This is a genomic window from Rhizobium sp. NRK18, from assembly GCF_024385575.1.
GTDB lineage: Bacteria > Pseudomonadota > Alphaproteobacteria > Rhizobiales > Rhizobiaceae > JANFMV01.
The window spans coordinates 1948451-1962814 of record NZ_JANFMV010000001.1; the positions used below are offsets into that span (position 1 = coordinate 1948451).

Sequence of the window (14364 nt, forward strand, 5' to 3'; positions counted from 1 at the left end):
TTGGCGTCAGTCCCTGAGCCTTAGTTCGTCGGGCTGCATCTGCATCGACGAGAGCGTCGACAGGAAGCTCATGCCGAGCAGGCTCTTGTCGAGCTTGCCGGGTTCCGTGACGATCGCCGTCACGTTGGTCCGGGTGATCGGACCGACCGAGATGCTGTCGAGGCGAACGGGGGCCGCATGGGCCTCGCCGTTGGCCGTCGAGACCAGCATGGTGAAGCTCAGCGTGTCGACCGGCAGGCCGACGCGCTTGGCGTCGTCATAGGTGAGCACGACGGAGCTTGCGCCGGTGTCGACCATCATGTCGATGAAGGTCTTGTCGACCGTCGTCTCGATCTGGAAATGCCCGCTCAACCCCTTGTGGACGATGACCTCGCTGCCGCCATCGACCGCAGTCGCAATCACCGGCCTGCCGGGCATGAGGCCGGCGAGAACGCGGTCTGCCACCGGGCGCAGTTCGTCGCGGTAGAGATAGCCGGTGACCAGCGCCAGGACGATCACCACCCAGACCATGAATTGCTGTAGCGTCTGGTTCAGCGATCGCCGGCTGCGCAGCACGGCAACAGAGATCATGGCGGCAATCGGCAGCAAATAGAGCAGGCTGGCAAAACGGTCGTTGTCCATGCCGAAAGTCTGGCCGGCGGAGTTGTTGAACATCAGGACGGCGAGGCCGACACCCAGTATCACAAGGACGATGGTGACGACATTCATTCGCCGGTCTCCTTGTCGGCCATCTGCCGGCGCCGGGTCATGCGGCGCGGCCGGCGCGGGGTATCGGCAATCTCGGTGAGGCGATCGGGCAGGCGCTCCATCAGGGCGCGGCGCTCCGCGGACGTCATCGTTGTCCATGCGCCGATTTCCGTCTGCGTGCGGCCGCAGCCCATGCAATAGCCGGTCAGGTTGTCGATGATGCAGACATTGATGCAGGGCGTTTCCAAGGGCTTACGTTTCTTTCCGGGCCTTTTTGACCGTTGCTAGGCGACGATGGCGAACGTGGCAAGCAGCGCCATTTCGGATATCTGTTGCGAGGCGCCGATGGTGTCACCCGTGTGGCCGCCGATCTTTCTGTCTGAGAAGATGGTGAACAGGCCGGCCAATACAAGGGCCATCACGATGGCCGTCGTCCAGGAATAGACCGGCATGACGGGTGAAAAGCAGCAGATCGCGATGACGGCTCCAACGACGAGTGCCGTTAGGAGTGCCGTGCGATCCGGCAGGCCGGATTTCGCCGCCACGCCATCGCTGCGGGCAGCCGGCAGGGCGTACCAATGGCACAGCATCGTTGTGCGCGAGACAGTAGCAACGCCGAGGAACACAAGCACCGCACCGATCGGTGATATCACGGCGAGGAGGCTCGAAAGCGCGGCTGCGCGGATCGCCAGCGTCAGGATGAGGGCGAGCCCGCCATAGGTGCCGATGCGGCTGTCGCGCATGATTTCGAGGATGCGGTCCTTGCGCTGGCCGCCGCCAAAGCCGTCTGCGACGTCCGCCAACCCGTCCTCGTGCAGCGCGCCGGTGACGATACTGTTTACGGCAAGGGCGATGAGAGCGGCCAGCAGCGGCGGGGCGTGAGCGGCAGACAGGATGAGAAGCGTCAGGGCGGCGGGCATGGCGACGATGAAACCGGCGGCCGGAAAGGCGCGGATCATCACGGACAGGCTGTGGTCCTGACCCTCAAAGAGTCGCGCCGGGACCGGCAACCGGCTCAAAAAGGCGATCGATCGGACAATGTCCTTGCCATAGTCGCTGAACATCTGCGGCTCATTGTTCTCTTGTGGGGCGGTTCGCCTCTCGATAAGACGGGCCACCAGAGCCCATTTGAAATGGAATTACAAGGATAGTCGTTCGATGAGTGTTACCGGCCTGCCATTCGATGATTTTCGCGCCCTGATTAAGGAATTGCCAGGTCCGGACACGGCGGCGCTCGCCGCAGCCAGAGCTCGCGATTCGCAACTGACCAAGCCGCCGGGCGCGCTCGGGCGTATGGAAGAAATCGCCATGTGGCTCGCGGCCTGGACCGGCCGGACGCCATCGGTCAATCGTCCGCTTGTCGCGATCTTTGCCGGCAATCACGGGGTTACCAAGCACGGCATCACGCCGTTCCCGCCGGAAGTCACCAAGCAGATGGTGGCCAATTTTTCCGCCGGTGGCGCCGCGATCAACCAGATCTGCGTCACCCACGACCTCGGCCTGAAGGTGTTCGACCTGGCGCTCGACTATCCGACCGGAGACATCACCTGCGAGGCAGCCCTTTCGGAGCGTGACTGCGCGGCGACCATGGCCTTCGGCATGGAGGCGATCGCCGGCGGCACGGACCTGCTCTGCATCGGCGAAATGGGGATCGGCAACACGACGATCGCCGCGGCCATCAACCTCGCACTCTACGGCGGCACGGCCGAGGAATGGGTCGGACCGGGCACAGGCTCGCATGGCGAACTCCTGCAGAAGAAGATCCATGCGGTGGAGACGGCAGTCGCGTTCCACAAGGACCATCTCGACGATCCGCTGGAAGTGCTGCGGCGTCTCGGCGGGCGCGAAATCGCCGCCATGGCCGGCGCGATCCTGGCGGCGCGCATGGAAAAGATCCCGGTCCTGATCGACGGCTATGTCGCGACGTCGGCCGCGGCCATCCTGAAGGCGGCCAACCCGTCCGCGCTCGACCACTGCCTGATCGGCCATGTGTCCGCCGAGCCGGGCCATCTTCGCGCAATCGAGAAGCTCGGCAAGACGCCGCTTCTCGCACTTGGCATGCGGCTTGGCGAAGGCACCGGTGCGGCACTTGCCGCAGGTATTGTCAAAGCGGCCGCGGCGTGCCATTCGGGCATGGCCACGTTCGAAAGCGCCGGCGTCAGCAACAAGGACTGACGCCATCGCGTCGATCGCCATTCTTTTGGCTCAATGCCGGGGCAGGGGCTCCGGCATCGCCACAATCGACGTCAGGGACAAGACCATGGACTCCGGTCCGATCAAGAAGCAAACCGGCCTGCGCCACCTCTTTGCCGCCGCGCAATATTCGCAGCAGGGTTTTGTAAGGCTGCTGAAGGAATCGGCCTTCCGGCACGAGCTGCTCGCCTTCGTCGTTGGTCTCGTCGTGTTTGCGCTTATCCGCGCGACCATCATCGAGTTTCTGATCTATGTCGTCCTGATGATGGTGCTGTTTGCCACCGAAGCGCTGAACACGGCGATCGAGGAACTTGTCGACCGCGTTTCGCCGGAGATTTCGTCGGTCGGCAAGCATGCCAAAGACCTCGGCTCGTTTGCCGTCTTCTGCATGCTGATCGCCAACGGCCTGTTCGCCGCCTATGTGGTGATTTCCAGCCTGCTGCCCTGAGCATGTGGTCCGGACCGATCAGATCGGTCGGGCACAACGGTCAGTCAGGCAAAGCTTTTCTTGCGCGGCGGTACGACGACGGCCTCTTCAGCCGCCGGTAGACCCTGCATCACGCGGTTGGCCGGCAGGATGGCAATGACTTCGGTGCCTTCGCGCAGCTTCGACTTCAGCACGAACTTGCCCTCATGCTTGGAGAGGATCGCCTGAACGATTGGCAGGCCGAGACCGGTTCCCTGTTCGGCGCTCTTGATGGCGATCGAGCCCTGACCGAAGGCGGAGAGGACGACCGGAATTTCCTCTTCCGGGATACCTGGTCCGTTGTCCTTGATCGAGACGTACTGGCCGCCGGAGGCTGTCCAGCCGGCCTTGACGGTGACGATGCCGTTCTGCGGCGTGAACTTCACGGCGTTCGACAGGAGATTGAGGATCACCTGGCGCATCGACTTCTCGTCGGCCCAGACATCCGGCATGCCCGGCTCGAACTGCTCGTTGATGGTGATGTTCTTCGAGCGTGCCCGGAGCTGCACCATGCCGATGCAGTCTTCGGCGACTTCAGTCAGCGACAGAGACGCCTCATTCAGTTCGTAGCGACCGGCCTCGATGCGCGACAGGTCCAGGATTTCGTTGATGAGGTTCAAGAGATGCTGACCGGACCGGTGGATGTCGCCCACATATTCCTTGTAAGTCGGATTGTTGAGCGGCCCCATCACTTCCGCCGACATGACTTCCGAGAAGCCGAGGATGGCGTTCAGGGGCGTCCTGAGTTCATGCGACATGGACGCGAGGAAACGGGACTTGGCGAGGTTGGCTTCCTCGGCGCGGCGGCGGGCTTCGTCCGACATGGATTTGGCCACTTCCAGTTCGGCGATGAGATCGTCCTTCTCCGACTGGATGGCGATCAGGCGCATGTTGGACTTGTAGAGCTTGTCGGTGATGTAGAGGAAGAAGACAACTGCGCTGGCGAAGCCGGAGGTCAGGATGATGGCCGAAAGGTCCTGGCTCAGCGCTGCGCGCACGGCCAGGATGACGACGACGGGCGCAAAGCAGAACAATGTTGCCTGCCGCAGCATGAAGCTGGACATGGAATTGGCCGATAGCGCGATCAGCAGCACCACGCCCTTGAAGAACTGATAGTTCTGACCAAGTTCCGGATGGTCGATGATGACCAGACCGGCCCAGCTGATGCCGATCAGAACCTGGCCGATCAGCATCAGCCTGCGGGTCTGCGTGGTGTTGCCGGCGGTCAGTTCCATCTGGCTGATGCGGCGCATCATCAGGAGGTTGGCAGAATTGGCTGTCAGGGCGAAGACTGCCCACGCGATAAAGCTGACATCTCTCGTGAAGTGGAGGCCGAAAATGGTGACCAGAATGATCAGAAGGGGGGCGATCGCGGCGCCCTGCAGGCAGGATTCCGCATACATTTTCATCGCATCGCGATCGAATACGCCCGCGCCCGAATGGCTGGACTGCAGGCGCTCACGCGTCGCGCGAACGGCCTTGGACACCGGCTTGTTGCGGTGGCCGCGCGTTCTGTCGACAATGATCTTGTCGGTACTGGTACTGACTACGCCCTTACTCATCGTTCCAAACAAGCTACAATCCGGATGATGGGACGCTATCGGAGAAATCTTAAGAAGATGCTGCCAGCTAAGATTTTGTTTGCCATCTTCTTCAAGGTTTCGTTTCGACCTGTGGCATGGATAAGGCGAGGGGTGCGGCGAGAGCAGATGGAAACCGGTGCGACATACCGACTTTCGTAAGGGCATTACGTTACGTGAGAAAAACTATTGATATCGAGCGACTGTCAGCCGAGATCGCGGCCTGCCGTCTCTGTCGTGACCATCCCGCCAAGGGGCCGGACGACCGATTGCCGCATAAACCCAATCCGGTCGCTGTGCTGTCTTCGACAGCGCGAATCCTGATTGCGGGGCAGGCGCCGGGTATCCGGGTGCATGACAGCGGCATACCGTTCAACGATCCTTCCGGCGACCGGTTGAGAAACTGGCTGGGCGTTGACCGCGAGACGTTCTACGATCCGGCCAAGTTCTCCGTCGTGCCGATGGGCTTCTGCTTTCCAGGCTACGACGCCAAGGGCGGCGACAAGCCGCCGCGTCGGGAATGCGCGCCGCAATGGCGGCAGACCGTGATGGATGCCATGCCGCAGATCGAACTGATACTGGCCATCGGCCAGTATGCGCAGGCATGGCATATGCCCAGTGAACGGCGGGCCAACCTGACCGAAACGGTGCGGGACTGGCGGGCGATCTTCGAAGGCTCCTCGCGGCCGCAGGTGCTGCCCCTGCCGCATCCCAGCTGGCGCAATTCGGGGTGGCTGAAGAAGAATCCGTGGTTCGAGACCGAACTTCTCCCGGTATTGCGCGAGAAGGTATTTCTGCTCACGCATTGAAAATTCATTCCTCATCCGCGCCGGAATCGCGGTATAGGGAGGAAAATATTCGAAAGGCTCTTTCCCGATGGATCGACTTGACCGGAAGATCCTGCGCCTCCTGCAGGAAGACACCACCCTTGCCGTTGCCGACCTCGCCAAGAAGGTCGGCCTGTCGACGACGCCCTGCTGGCGGCGCATCCAGAAGATGGAAGAAGATGGCGTCATCCGCCGTCGCGTGGCGCTGCTCAATCCGGAAAAGGTCAACACCAAGGTCACGGTCTTCGTGTCGATCCGCACCAATAGCCATTCGGTGGAATGGCTGAAGCGCTTCTCCGAAGTGGTGCGGGAATTCCCCGAAGTCGTCGAGTTCTACCGGATGAGCGGCGACGTCGACTATCTCCTCAGGGTCGTCGTGCCGGACATCGCTGCCTATGACGCCTTCTACAAGCGGATGATTGCCAAGATTGAAATCCGCGACGTGTCGTCGGCCTTCGCGATGGAGCAGATCAAGTACACGACCGAACTGCCGCTCGACTACATGGTGCTCGACGCGTCGAAATCGAACGACGACTGAGACCTTGGCGGGCCCAGTCGTCGCAATGGCTCAGGCGGCCTGCGGCGACCAACTGGCGAAGGGATCCTCGAGGTTGCGCCAGCGTTCGGGGGTGAAATCGGTGTCTGCGATCAGGCAGGCATCGAGATCTGCGCGGATTTTCGACTCGTCCATCGGATCAGCGCCGATGAACACCAGTTCCTGCCGCCGGTCGCCCCAGACCGGATCGAGGAAGCGGCCGATGATCTCCTTGAACTGACTGTCCTTCGGCCATTGCGCTTTCGGCACGGCGGACCACCAGAGGCCCATCTTGCCCGTCCGCACCATCGGGCCCGCCTGGCTCAATTCGCCGACGTAATGCGGCCGCGTCGCCAGCCAGAACAGTCCCTTGGAGCGGATCACGCCGGGCCAGGGACGGTCGAGCAGCTGCCGCAGCTTCACCGGCTCGAAGGGACGTTTCGCCCGGTAGACGAAAGAGCGGATGCCGTATTCCTCCGTTTCCGGAATGTGGTCCTTGAAGCCATAGAGTTCCTTGAACCAGAGCGGGTGCTGCTGGGCCTTCATCAGGTCGAAGCGGCCGGTGCCCATGATCGCCTGCGGCAGAACACGGCCGAAATCGGTCTCGATCAGACGGGCGTCGGGGTTGAGGCCGATGACGATCTTGCGGGCGGCATCCAGCCGCTCGGGTCCTGCGGCGGACGCCTTGTTGAGGATCACCACGTCGGCGAATTCGATCTGCTCGACCAGAAGGTCCACGAGCGTGCGATCGTCGCCGTCGCCAGCCGTCTCGCCGCGATCGGCGAGAAAATCCGACGATGCGTAGTCGGCGAGCAGGTTTGCCGCGTCGACGACGGTGACCATGGTGTCAAGGGTCGCGACATCGGAGAGGCTTTCGCCGTCTTCGTCGCGGAAGTCGAACGTGGTGGCGACGGGCAGGGGCTCCGAGATGCCGGAGGATTCGATCAGCAGATAGTCGAACCGGCCCTGCTCGGCGAGCTGGCGGACTTCCTTCAACAGGTCGTCGCGCAGCGTGCAGCAGATGCAGCCATTGGTCATTTCCACCAGTTGTTCGTCGGTGCGCGAAAGATCCGCGCCGCCGCTACGGACCAGGGCGGCATCGATGTTGACCTCGCTCATGTCGTTGACGATGAGCGCGACGCGCAGGCCGTCGCGATTGTTGAGGATATGGTTGAGAACGGTCGTCTTGCCGGCGCCGAGAAAGCCGGACAGGACCGTGACGGGAAGTTTTTTCGGCATGTTGCCTCCTTCAGGCGTGATGAATTTTATATCGCTAGTTACGTTATAAAGTTACATAACGGATTGCAATGAAGGAGAAACGGAAATCCACAGGCGCTGTGGGCGTGGCGAACGATGGTCAGCCCAGCGCCCTTTACCTCATGCGATGAGATTCTGTCAGATCCGCGCCAATGTGGCTGTGTCTTCCGTGCCGTCGAAGAAGGCGGCAAGAGCGTCGGCAAACAGCGGTTCGTTCGGTGCCGCGCGGTGGAAGAGCGTCATCGACGAGTGAAATTTCATGTCGTCGGGCGAGCCGAGGATCTCGCGGGCGGATCGGTCCGCGTATTTCATCATGGCCCGCGTGCAGGCATTGAGCCGTTCGCCGAGCACGGGATGGGCGAGATAGGCACGGGCCTCTTCGAGCGAGTGCAGGGCGAAGCGCCGGCTCATCTCGCTGGCGCCGAGGCCGTCGATCTGCGGGAAGATGAACCACATCCAGTGGCTGCGCTTGCGGCCGGCCTCGATTTCGGCGAATGCCGTGTCATAGACCGGCGCCTGGGCGACAATAAAGTGATCGAACATCGCTTGCCGTCCCCGGGTTCGACGTCAGGCTTGCAAGGATGGCCGGCACGATGCGCTAGGCTCTTGTGCCGGCCATTATATCGTCCGCGTGTCCGCTCGGCAGACCGCAGCGAACGACGTTATTTCTCCAGACGCGCGAGCAGCGAGGACGTGTCCCAGCGCTTGCCGCCCATGGCCTGCACGTCGCCGTAGAACTGGTCCACGAGGGCGGTGACGGGCACCTTGGCGCCGTTGTTGCGCGCCTCGTTGAGGACGATGGACAGGTCCTTGCGCATCCAGTCGACGGCAAAGCCGAAGTCGTATTTGCCTTGGTTCATCGTCTTGTAGCGGTTTTCCATCTGCCAGGAGCCGGCCGCGCCCTTGGAGATGACCTCGATCACCTTTTCGATGTCTAGACCGGCGCGCTTGCCGAAATGCACGCCTTCGGCAAGGCCCTGGACGAGGCCGGCGATGCAGATCTGGTTGACCATCTTGGTAAGCTGCCCCGATCCTGCCGGACCCATGAGGCCGACCATGCGGGCATAGGCGGAGATGACCGGCTCGGCCTTCTTGAAGGTCTCCTCGTCGCCGCCGCACATGACGGTCAGCACGCCGTTCTGGGCGCCGGCCTGTCCGCCGGAAACGGGTGCATCGATGAAGCCGATGCCCTTCTCCTGGCACGCCTCGGCCAGCTCGCGGGCCACTTCGGCGGAAGCTGTGGTGTTGTCGATCAGGACGGCACCGGACTTCATGCCGGCGATCGCGCCGGTCTCCGTCAGCGAAACCGAACGCAGATCGTCATCATTGCCGACGCACATGAAGACGAAGTCGCAATCCTTCGCCGCTGCGGCAGGCGTTTCGGCAAAGGTGCCGCCGAATTCCTTGGCCCAGGCCTCGGCCTTGGCGGTGGTGCGGTTATAGACGGTGACGTCGTGTCCGCCCTTGTTCTTCAGGTGGCCGGCCATGGGATATCCCATGACGCCGAGACCGATGAAAGCAACCTTTGCCATATGCATTCACTCCCTTGGATATGTGTCTTGCTGTCCGGTTTAGAGAAAAGGTCGGGAATGGCCAAGCCGTTCCTGGCCGCTATCCGTTCGCTCCGGCTGGTTTGCTGGCCTTCAATTGCCAGAGCAGCACCGGTGCAAAGAGGATTGCGCCGATCGCCATGGTCGTCAGGCCGGGAGCGATGAAGAAGAAGGAGACGAGCCCCGTCCACAAGCGCTGCCAGCGTCCGATGCGGCCGAAGAGATAGCCGGAGAAGGCGATGCCGATCAGCGAGATGCCGGCGGCCGCGCCGACGACGGTGATGACGAAGGCGGTCCAGCTGAAGCCGTCGGCAACCAGCAGGAGCGACGGCGAGTAGACGAAGACGAACGGCACCAGCGCCTTGGCAATGCCGAGTCGGAAGGCGGTGTTGCCGGTGGTGAACGGATTGGAGCCGGCGATCCCCGCCGCAGCGTAAGCCGCGAGCGCCACGGGTGGCGTGATATCGGCAAGCACCCCGTAATAGAAGACGAAGAAGTGGGCGACGAGCTGCTGGACCTGCAGCTGCTGCAGGGCGGGGCCGGCGACCGCGACGAGGATGATGTAGGTTGCCGTCGTCGGAATGCCGGCGCCCATGATGATGCAGGCGCAGGCGATCAGCACCAGCGAGAAGAACAGCGTCCACTCGTTGAGCGGGATGTAGCTCAGCGGCCAGATGGCCGAGAACATCGACCCCATGTCGGAGGCCGTCTGCACGACCATGAAGCCGAGCCGGAAACCGACGCCGGTCAGGGTGACGATGCCGACGATGATGCCGACGCAGGCGGCCGCAGCGCCGACCGCGATCGTGTTGCGGGCGCCATCGGCCAGCGCGTTCCAGAGATCCTTGACGGTCAGCCGGTTGGTGGGTTTCAGGAAGCCGACGACGACGCAGGCGATGATCCCGTAGACGGCGGCGAAATCGGGCGTCCGGCCGGAAAGGATGAAGTAGACGAGCAGGATCAGCGGCACGACCGCCAGCCAGTTTTCCTTCAGCACCAGCAGCGCGTTCGGGAGTTCGTCCTTGGTGAGGCCACGGAGGCCGAGCTTCTTGGCCTCCAGATGGACCATGACGAAGATGCCGAAATAGTGGAGCAGGGCAGGAATGAGGGCGGCCGCGAGAATGTCGCGCAACGGCACCTGCAGGTATTCGACCATGATGAAGGCGGCGGCACCCAGCACCGGCGGGGTGATCTGGCCGCCGGTCGAGGAGGTGGCCTCGACGGCGCCGGCAAAATGCGCCGGATAACCGATGCGTTTCATCGCCGGAATGGTCAGCGCGCCGGTCGTGACCGTATTGGCGATCGACGAGCCGGAAATCGAGCCCATGAAGGCCGAAGCGCAGATCGCCACCTTGGCGGGACCGCCGGAATAGCGGCCGGCGAGCACCATGGCGAGATCGATGAACAGCTGCCCGAGGCCGATGCGGGTTGCGAGCACGCCAAACAGGATGAAGAGGAAGACGTATTGGGCCATGACGCCGATGGCGACGCCGTAGATCCCCTGGTTGGTCATGTAGATGTGGTTGATGAAGGCGAGCCAGCTGGCGCCGCCGTGTTTCAGCGCGCCGGGCATCCATGGGCCGAAGATGGCGAAGCCGATGAAGATGATGGCGATCGCCGGCAGGGTCGGGCCGACCGAGCGTCTTGCGGCTTCAAGCGTCACCAGAAGGAGCACCGTTCCGAGATAGACGTCGGACGGCGACGGATTGCCGACGCGCTCGGCGACGATCTGCGGCGGCAGCAGCGGCAGGTAGATGGCGGCGGCGACCGCGAGGATGCTGAAGACGATATCGGCGATCGCCACGCCCTGGAAGCGATACCAGGCGGCCGGCGGAATCTCGTTGCTGCTGGCCTTCTTCCACGGGAACAGCAGGAAGGTCAGGCCGAGCACGAAGGACAGGTGAATGCCGCGGTGCAGGAGTTCCGGCACATTGCCGAAGCCCGAGGCATAGAAGTGATAGACCGACATGGCGACGAGCGCCGATGCAATGAAGAAGCCGATCTGCGGGCCGGTCGGTCGGAAGGCCGTCTCCGGATCGTAGCGGCGCTCGAGTTCCTCGAGTTCCTGGGCCGTCAGGGTGTGACCGGTGGCGTCGTGTGTCATGTTCTTGTCCCCGCAATCATCAAGACAGAAAGAGCCCGGGGCGGTGACGCTCCGGGCTCTTCTTCGTCGTAAAGGCCCTTACTTGATCAGGCCGGCTTCCTTGTAGAACTTCTCTGCGCCGGCATGCAGCGGCACGCCGAGACCGTCGAGCGCGGTGTCGAGCGTGATCACCTTGCCCTTGGCATGGCCGGTGTCGAGCAGCTTGCGGGTGTTGTCGTTCCACAGTGCCTTGGTGATGTTGTAGATCAGCGTGTCATCGGCCTTGGCGCTGGTCAGCCACTGGGCGCCGACGGCGACCGTGGAGGTGTCGGTATCGACGCCTTCATAGGTGCCGGCCGGAATGTCGGAGACCGAGAAGAAGCCGTATTCGCTGGTCAGCGCATCGGCGGCAGCACCGTCGATCGGCACGAGCTTGATCGGCGCGGAGGCCGCCAGTTCGACGATCGCGCCGGTCGGATAGCCGCCGACGAAGAAGAAGGCGTCGAGCTTGCCGTTGCGCAGCGCGTCGGACGAAGCGTCGGGCTTCAGGGCTTCGGCTTCGATGTCGTCGGTCGACAACCCGTTGGCTTCCAGGATCAGCTTGGCATCGACATAGGTGCCGGAGCCCGGTTCGTCGAGCGAGACGCGCTTGCCCTTGAGGTCGGCGACGGAATTGATGCCGCTATCCTTGCCGGCGACGAGGTGGATGTGCTCCGGGAACAGGGCGGCGATGGCGCGCAGATCCTTGGCCGGTTCCTTGCCTTCCATGGTGCCGGTGCCGGTGTAGGCCCAGTAGGCGACGTCGGACTGGGCGAAGCCGGAATTGCGAAGGCCGGAGACGATGGCGTTGATGTTGTCGACCGAACCGCGCGACGAGACGGCGGAGGCGATCAGGCCTTCGACGCCGCAGCTGCCGCCTTCGGCGCAGGGGCGCGAGCCCGGCGGGTTGGAAATGGCGTTGGCGATGACGCCGCCGACCGGATAATAGGTGGCGGCGGTGCCGCCCGTACCGATCGTGAAGAAGTTGAGATCCTGGGCGGATGCCGTCAGCGACAGTGACGCAAGGGCAAGCGCGCCCGCGGCGACGGCCTTCGCGAAGTTCACGATAGTCATAAGTGCCTCTCCTTATTGATGATCGCCGTTTGTGGACAGGTCCCCTCCCACGAACGTCGAGCAATTTATATTAGCGGTGTCAGTAAACGCGTTGAGCGGTCCGCTGGCAACCGAAACCGTGTTTGCATAAGATTTCGTGATGGATCGTCAGACGGCGCTGATGGTTTCGGTCCAGCCGATCCGACCTTCCAGCCAGGCGGCAAAGAGGGCGGCGGCCGGCGAAAGACGGCTGAAATTCCGGGCAACGAGGTGATAGGCGCCATAGGCGATGGCCAGATCGAAGGGGCGTACCAGCCTTCCGGCGGCAATGTCATCGGCCGCATGGCGGGTGTCCGCGAGACCGACACCGCTGCCGCGGAGCGCGCTTTGCTGAACCAGTGCCGAATCGGTGAAATAGGGTCCCGGCGGAACGTCGAGAGAGGGAAGTCCCGCGGCGGAAAACCAGGCGCGCCAGAGCGCGCGGTCGTCTTCATGCAGCAGCGGGTATTTCAGGATGTCCTCTGGCGTCTGGATCGGCGGGCCGGCCCGCAACAGGTCAGGAGAAAGGACAGGGGTCATTTCCACCCCCGTCAGGCGGTGGGCCTGCGTGCGGGGCCATGTCTCGTCGGACTTGCCGTAGCGGATGGCGAGATCTGCCTCGTTGGCACGAAACGCGATCAGCCGCATGTCGGATTCGATAAGAACGTCGACATCGGGGTGGCGGCGATGAAAGTCCGGCAGGTTCGGGCCGAGCCAGCTGGAGGCAAAGGCCGGCTCGCAACTGACCTTGACGCGGCCGCGGGCGGGTGTCGCGACAATTCCGTCGATCACGCCGCCGATCATGTCGAAGGACGAGGTCAGCACAGCGAGCAGGCTCTGGCCGGTGTCGGTCAGCGTCACCGAACGGTGATGGCGATCGAAAAGGGGCTTTCCGAGCATCGTCTCCAGCTGACGAATCTGGCGGCTGATGGCCGCCTGGGAGACGAAGAGTTCCTCCGACGCGGCGGTAAAGCTTGAGAGTCGGCCGGCGGCTTCGAAGCTCCTGAGCGCTGTCAGCGGCAGGCGTCCTCGTTTCATGTCCTCATCCTGACATAACCAGAAGTCAATCGATGCCGACGATAAGCTCGTTTGAACGGAAAGCGCAAGCGGCGGCATAAGCTCCTGAAAAGGAGCCCACGCCATGACCGCTATTTTCCAGATACTCGCCGACGCGCTTCGTCTGATTACATTCCAGTCCCGGAGGCGGCCGATCGTCAGCTCAGGCGAGCGATCACCAGATGACCGGGAGACGGTTCGCCGTCCTGCATGCGGACGTTGATGTCGGTGATTTCTACGACTTCGAAACCAGTCGCGGAGAGACGTTCGCGAATGTAGGTTTCCGAATGGAGAAAGCGCTGATGCGGTCCGACGGCATAGGGGCGGCCGGCCATCAGTTCGTCGCTGCCGGTCTCCGAGGAGAAGATGAACAGGCCGCCGGAATTCATATTTTCGGCCGCGCCGAAGAACAGCGGCTCGAGCGCGCCGAGATAGGGCAGCACGTCGGTCGCGGTGACGAGATCGAACGGCTCCTCGTCGTTGTCTTCGAGGAAGTCCTCCGCCTCTGCGACGTAGAGCGTCTCGTAGAGATCCTTTTCATGGGCGATCTCGACCATGTTTTCGGAAATGTCGATGCCGGTGATGTCGCCGGCCATGTCGCGCATGGCGCCGCCGGCAAGCCCGGTGCCGCAGCCGAGATCGAGCATGCGGGCATAGGGGCCGGTCAGTTCGAGAGCCTGCAGGCGCTGGCGCATCAGCAGCGGCACGCAGTAGCCGAGTTGCTCGACGAGGATGTCCTCGAAGGCTTCGGCGTGCTGGTCGAACAGCGTCTCGACATAGGCGTCCGGGGCTTTCGGCGGCGTTTCGCCACGACCCATGGAGGCGATGCGCACGGCCGCGCCGCCATGGTCTTCCGGATCGATGGCGAGCACCTCCTCATAGGCCTTCACGGCGGCGTCGATATCGCCGGCCTTTTCGAGCGCCAGCGCCCGGTTGTAGGCCTCGGCCAGTGCGTCTTCGTCGATCTTTTTCGCGGTCATGGTCCCAGTTTCCGGTGCC

At 62.8% G+C, this 14364-nt stretch carries 15 protein-coding genes; 4 read left to right on the plus strand and 11 right to left on the minus strand.

Going from position 1 to position 14364, the window contains the following annotated elements:
- Nucleotides 1–6: 6 nt before the first annotated feature.
- The 3 genes from NN662_RS08950 to cobS are packed head-to-tail and all read right to left on the minus strand — an operon-like array spanning nt 7 to nt 1751.
- Nucleotides 7–708 carry a TIGR02281 family clan AA aspartic protease gene (locus NN662_RS08950; RefSeq protein WP_261929934.1) on the minus strand — a complete coding sequence of 234 codons (702 nt, stop codon included), beginning with the start codon at nt 706–708 and terminating at the stop codon, nt 7–9.
- Nucleotides 705–935 (minus strand): DUF1289 domain-containing protein, encoded by a 231-nt coding sequence (locus tag NN662_RS08955; protein ID WP_261929935.1) that lies wholly within the window; start codon nt 933–935, stop codon nt 705–707. Before NN662_RS08955 ends, NN662_RS08950 begins: the two co-directional genes overlap by 4 nt.
- A 36-nt stretch (nt 936–971) precedes the next feature.
- Entirely contained in the window at nt 972–1751 is a 780-nt protein-coding gene (gene cobS, locus NN662_RS08960) for an adenosylcobinamide-GDP ribazoletransferase (RefSeq protein ID WP_261929936.1), read from the minus strand.
- A 94-nt stretch (nt 1752–1845) separates the two neighbouring features.
- Between cobS and cobT the strand changes: the two genes are divergently transcribed.
- Together cobT and NN662_RS08970 are read left to right on the plus strand one after the other, a co-directional pair.
- Nucleotides 1846–2862, plus strand: a complete 1017-nt coding sequence (gene cobT, locus NN662_RS08965) for a nicotinate-nucleotide--dimethylbenzimidazole phosphoribosyltransferase (RefSeq protein ID WP_261929937.1) — start codon at nt 1846–1848, stop codon at nt 2860–2862.
- An 85-nt stretch (nt 2863–2947) separates the two neighbouring features.
- Nucleotides 2948–3328 (plus strand): diacylglycerol kinase, encoded by a 381-nt coding sequence (locus NN662_RS08970; protein ID WP_261929938.1) that lies wholly within the window; start codon nt 2948–2950, stop codon nt 3326–3328.
- A gap of 44 nt (nt 3329–3372) precedes the next feature.
- On the opposite strand, the gene NN662_RS08975 is transcribed toward NN662_RS08970, so the two are convergent.
- Nucleotides 3373–4908: a sensor histidine kinase gene (locus NN662_RS08975; RefSeq protein ID WP_261929939.1), complete on the minus strand. Its 1536-nt coding sequence runs from the start codon at nt 4906–4908 to the stop codon at nt 3373–3375.
- Nucleotides 4909–5102: 194 nt separating this feature from the next.
- On the opposite strand from NN662_RS08975, the gene NN662_RS08980 reads away from it, so the two are divergent.
- Together NN662_RS08980 and NN662_RS08985 are read left to right on the plus strand one after the other, a co-directional pair.
- A complete protein-coding gene (locus NN662_RS08980) occupies nt 5103–5735 on the plus strand; it encodes a uracil-DNA glycosylase family protein (protein WP_261929940.1) in 633 nt (210 codons plus the stop codon).
- Between the two features lie 67 nt (nt 5736–5802).
- Nucleotides 5803–6291, plus strand: a complete 489-nt coding sequence (locus NN662_RS08985; RefSeq protein WP_261929941.1) for an Lrp/AsnC family transcriptional regulator — start codon at nt 5803–5805, stop codon at nt 6289–6291.
- A 30-nt stretch (nt 6292–6321) separates the two neighbouring features.
- Here NN662_RS08985 and NN662_RS08990 read toward each other — a convergent pair whose 3' ends face one another.
- From NN662_RS08990 to NN662_RS09020, 7 genes are all read right to left on the minus strand, one after another.
- Nucleotides 6322–7527 carry a GTP-binding protein gene (locus NN662_RS08990; RefSeq protein WP_261929942.1) on the minus strand — a complete coding sequence of 402 codons (1206 nt, stop codon included), beginning with the start codon at nt 7525–7527 and terminating at the stop codon, nt 6322–6324.
- A gap of 156 nt (nt 7528–7683) precedes the next feature.
- Nucleotides 7684–8088: a DUF1810 domain-containing protein gene (locus tag NN662_RS08995; protein ID WP_261929943.1), complete on the minus strand. Its 405-nt coding sequence runs from the start codon at nt 8086–8088 to the stop codon at nt 7684–7686.
- A gap of 119 nt (nt 8089–8207) precedes the next feature.
- Nucleotides 8208–9077: an NAD(P)-dependent oxidoreductase gene (locus NN662_RS09000; protein WP_261929944.1), complete on the minus strand. Its 870-nt coding sequence runs from the start codon at nt 9075–9077 to the stop codon at nt 8208–8210.
- 79 nt (nt 9078–9156) lie between these two features.
- Entirely contained in the window at nt 9157–11199 is a 2043-nt protein-coding gene (locus tag NN662_RS09005; RefSeq protein WP_261929945.1) for a TRAP transporter permease, read from the minus strand.
- 78 nt (nt 11200–11277) lie between these two features.
- Entirely contained in the window at nt 11278–12291 is a 1014-nt protein-coding gene (locus NN662_RS09010; RefSeq protein ID WP_261929946.1) for a TAXI family TRAP transporter solute-binding subunit, read from the minus strand.
- A 147-nt stretch (nt 12292–12438) separates the two neighbouring features.
- Complete coding sequence (locus tag NN662_RS09015; RefSeq protein ID WP_261929947.1) at nt 12439–13347, minus strand: LysR substrate-binding domain-containing protein; 909 nt, start codon at nt 13345–13347, stop codon at nt 12439–12441.
- A 176-nt stretch (nt 13348–13523) separates the two neighbouring features.
- Nucleotides 13524–14345, minus strand: coding sequence for a class I SAM-dependent DNA methyltransferase (locus NN662_RS09020; RefSeq protein ID WP_261929948.1), 822 nt, complete (start codon nt 14343–14345; stop codon nt 13524–13526).
- Nucleotides 14346–14364 lie beyond the last annotated feature (19 nt).

Bases quoted from the DNA above. Each gene is read 5' to 3' on its own strand.
- NN662_RS08950 (WP_261929934.1), bottom strand. From the start codon at position 708: ATGAATGTCGTCACCATCGTCCTTGTGATACTGGGTGTCGGCCTCGCC.
- cobS (WP_261929936.1), bottom strand. From the start codon at position 1,751: ATGTTCAGCGACTATGGCAAGGACATTGTCCGATCGATCGCCTTTTTG.
- cobT (WP_261929937.1), top strand. From the start codon at position 1,846: ATGAGTGTTACCGGCCTGCCATTCGATGATTTTCGCGCCCTGATTAAG.
- NN662_RS08970 (WP_261929938.1), top strand. From the start codon at position 2,948: ATGGACTCCGGTCCGATCAAGAAGCAAACCGGCCTGCGCCACCTCTTT.
- NN662_RS08975 (WP_261929939.1), bottom strand. From the start codon at position 4,908: ATGAGTAAGGGCGTAGTCAGTACCAGTACCGACAAGATCATTGTCGAC.
- NN662_RS08985 (WP_261929941.1), top strand. From the start codon at position 5,803: ATGGATCGACTTGACCGGAAGATCCTGCGCCTCCTGCAGGAAGACACC.
- NN662_RS08990 (WP_261929942.1), bottom strand. From the start codon at position 7,527: ATGCCGAAAAAACTTCCCGTCACGGTCCTGTCCGGCTTTCTCGGCGCC.
- NN662_RS08995 (WP_261929943.1), bottom strand. From the start codon at position 8,088: ATGTTCGATCACTTTATTGTCGCCCAGGCGCCGGTCTATGACACGGCA.
- NN662_RS09000 (WP_261929944.1), bottom strand. From the start codon at position 9,077: ATGGCAAAGGTTGCTTTCATCGGTCTCGGCGTCATGGGATATCCCATG.
- NN662_RS09005 (WP_261929945.1), bottom strand. From the start codon at position 11,199: ATGACACACGACGCCACCGGTCACACCCTGACGGCCCAGGAACTCGAG.
- NN662_RS09010 (WP_261929946.1), bottom strand. From the start codon at position 12,291: ATGACTATCGTGAACTTCGCGAAGGCCGTCGCCGCGGGCGCGCTTGCC.
- NN662_RS09015 (WP_261929947.1), bottom strand. From the start codon at position 13,347: ATGAAACGAGGACGCCTGCCGCTGACAGCGCTCAGGAGCTTCGAAGCC.
- NN662_RS09020 (WP_261929948.1), bottom strand. From the start codon at position 14,345: ATGACCGCGAAAAAGATCGACGAAGACGCACTGGCCGAGGCCTACAAC.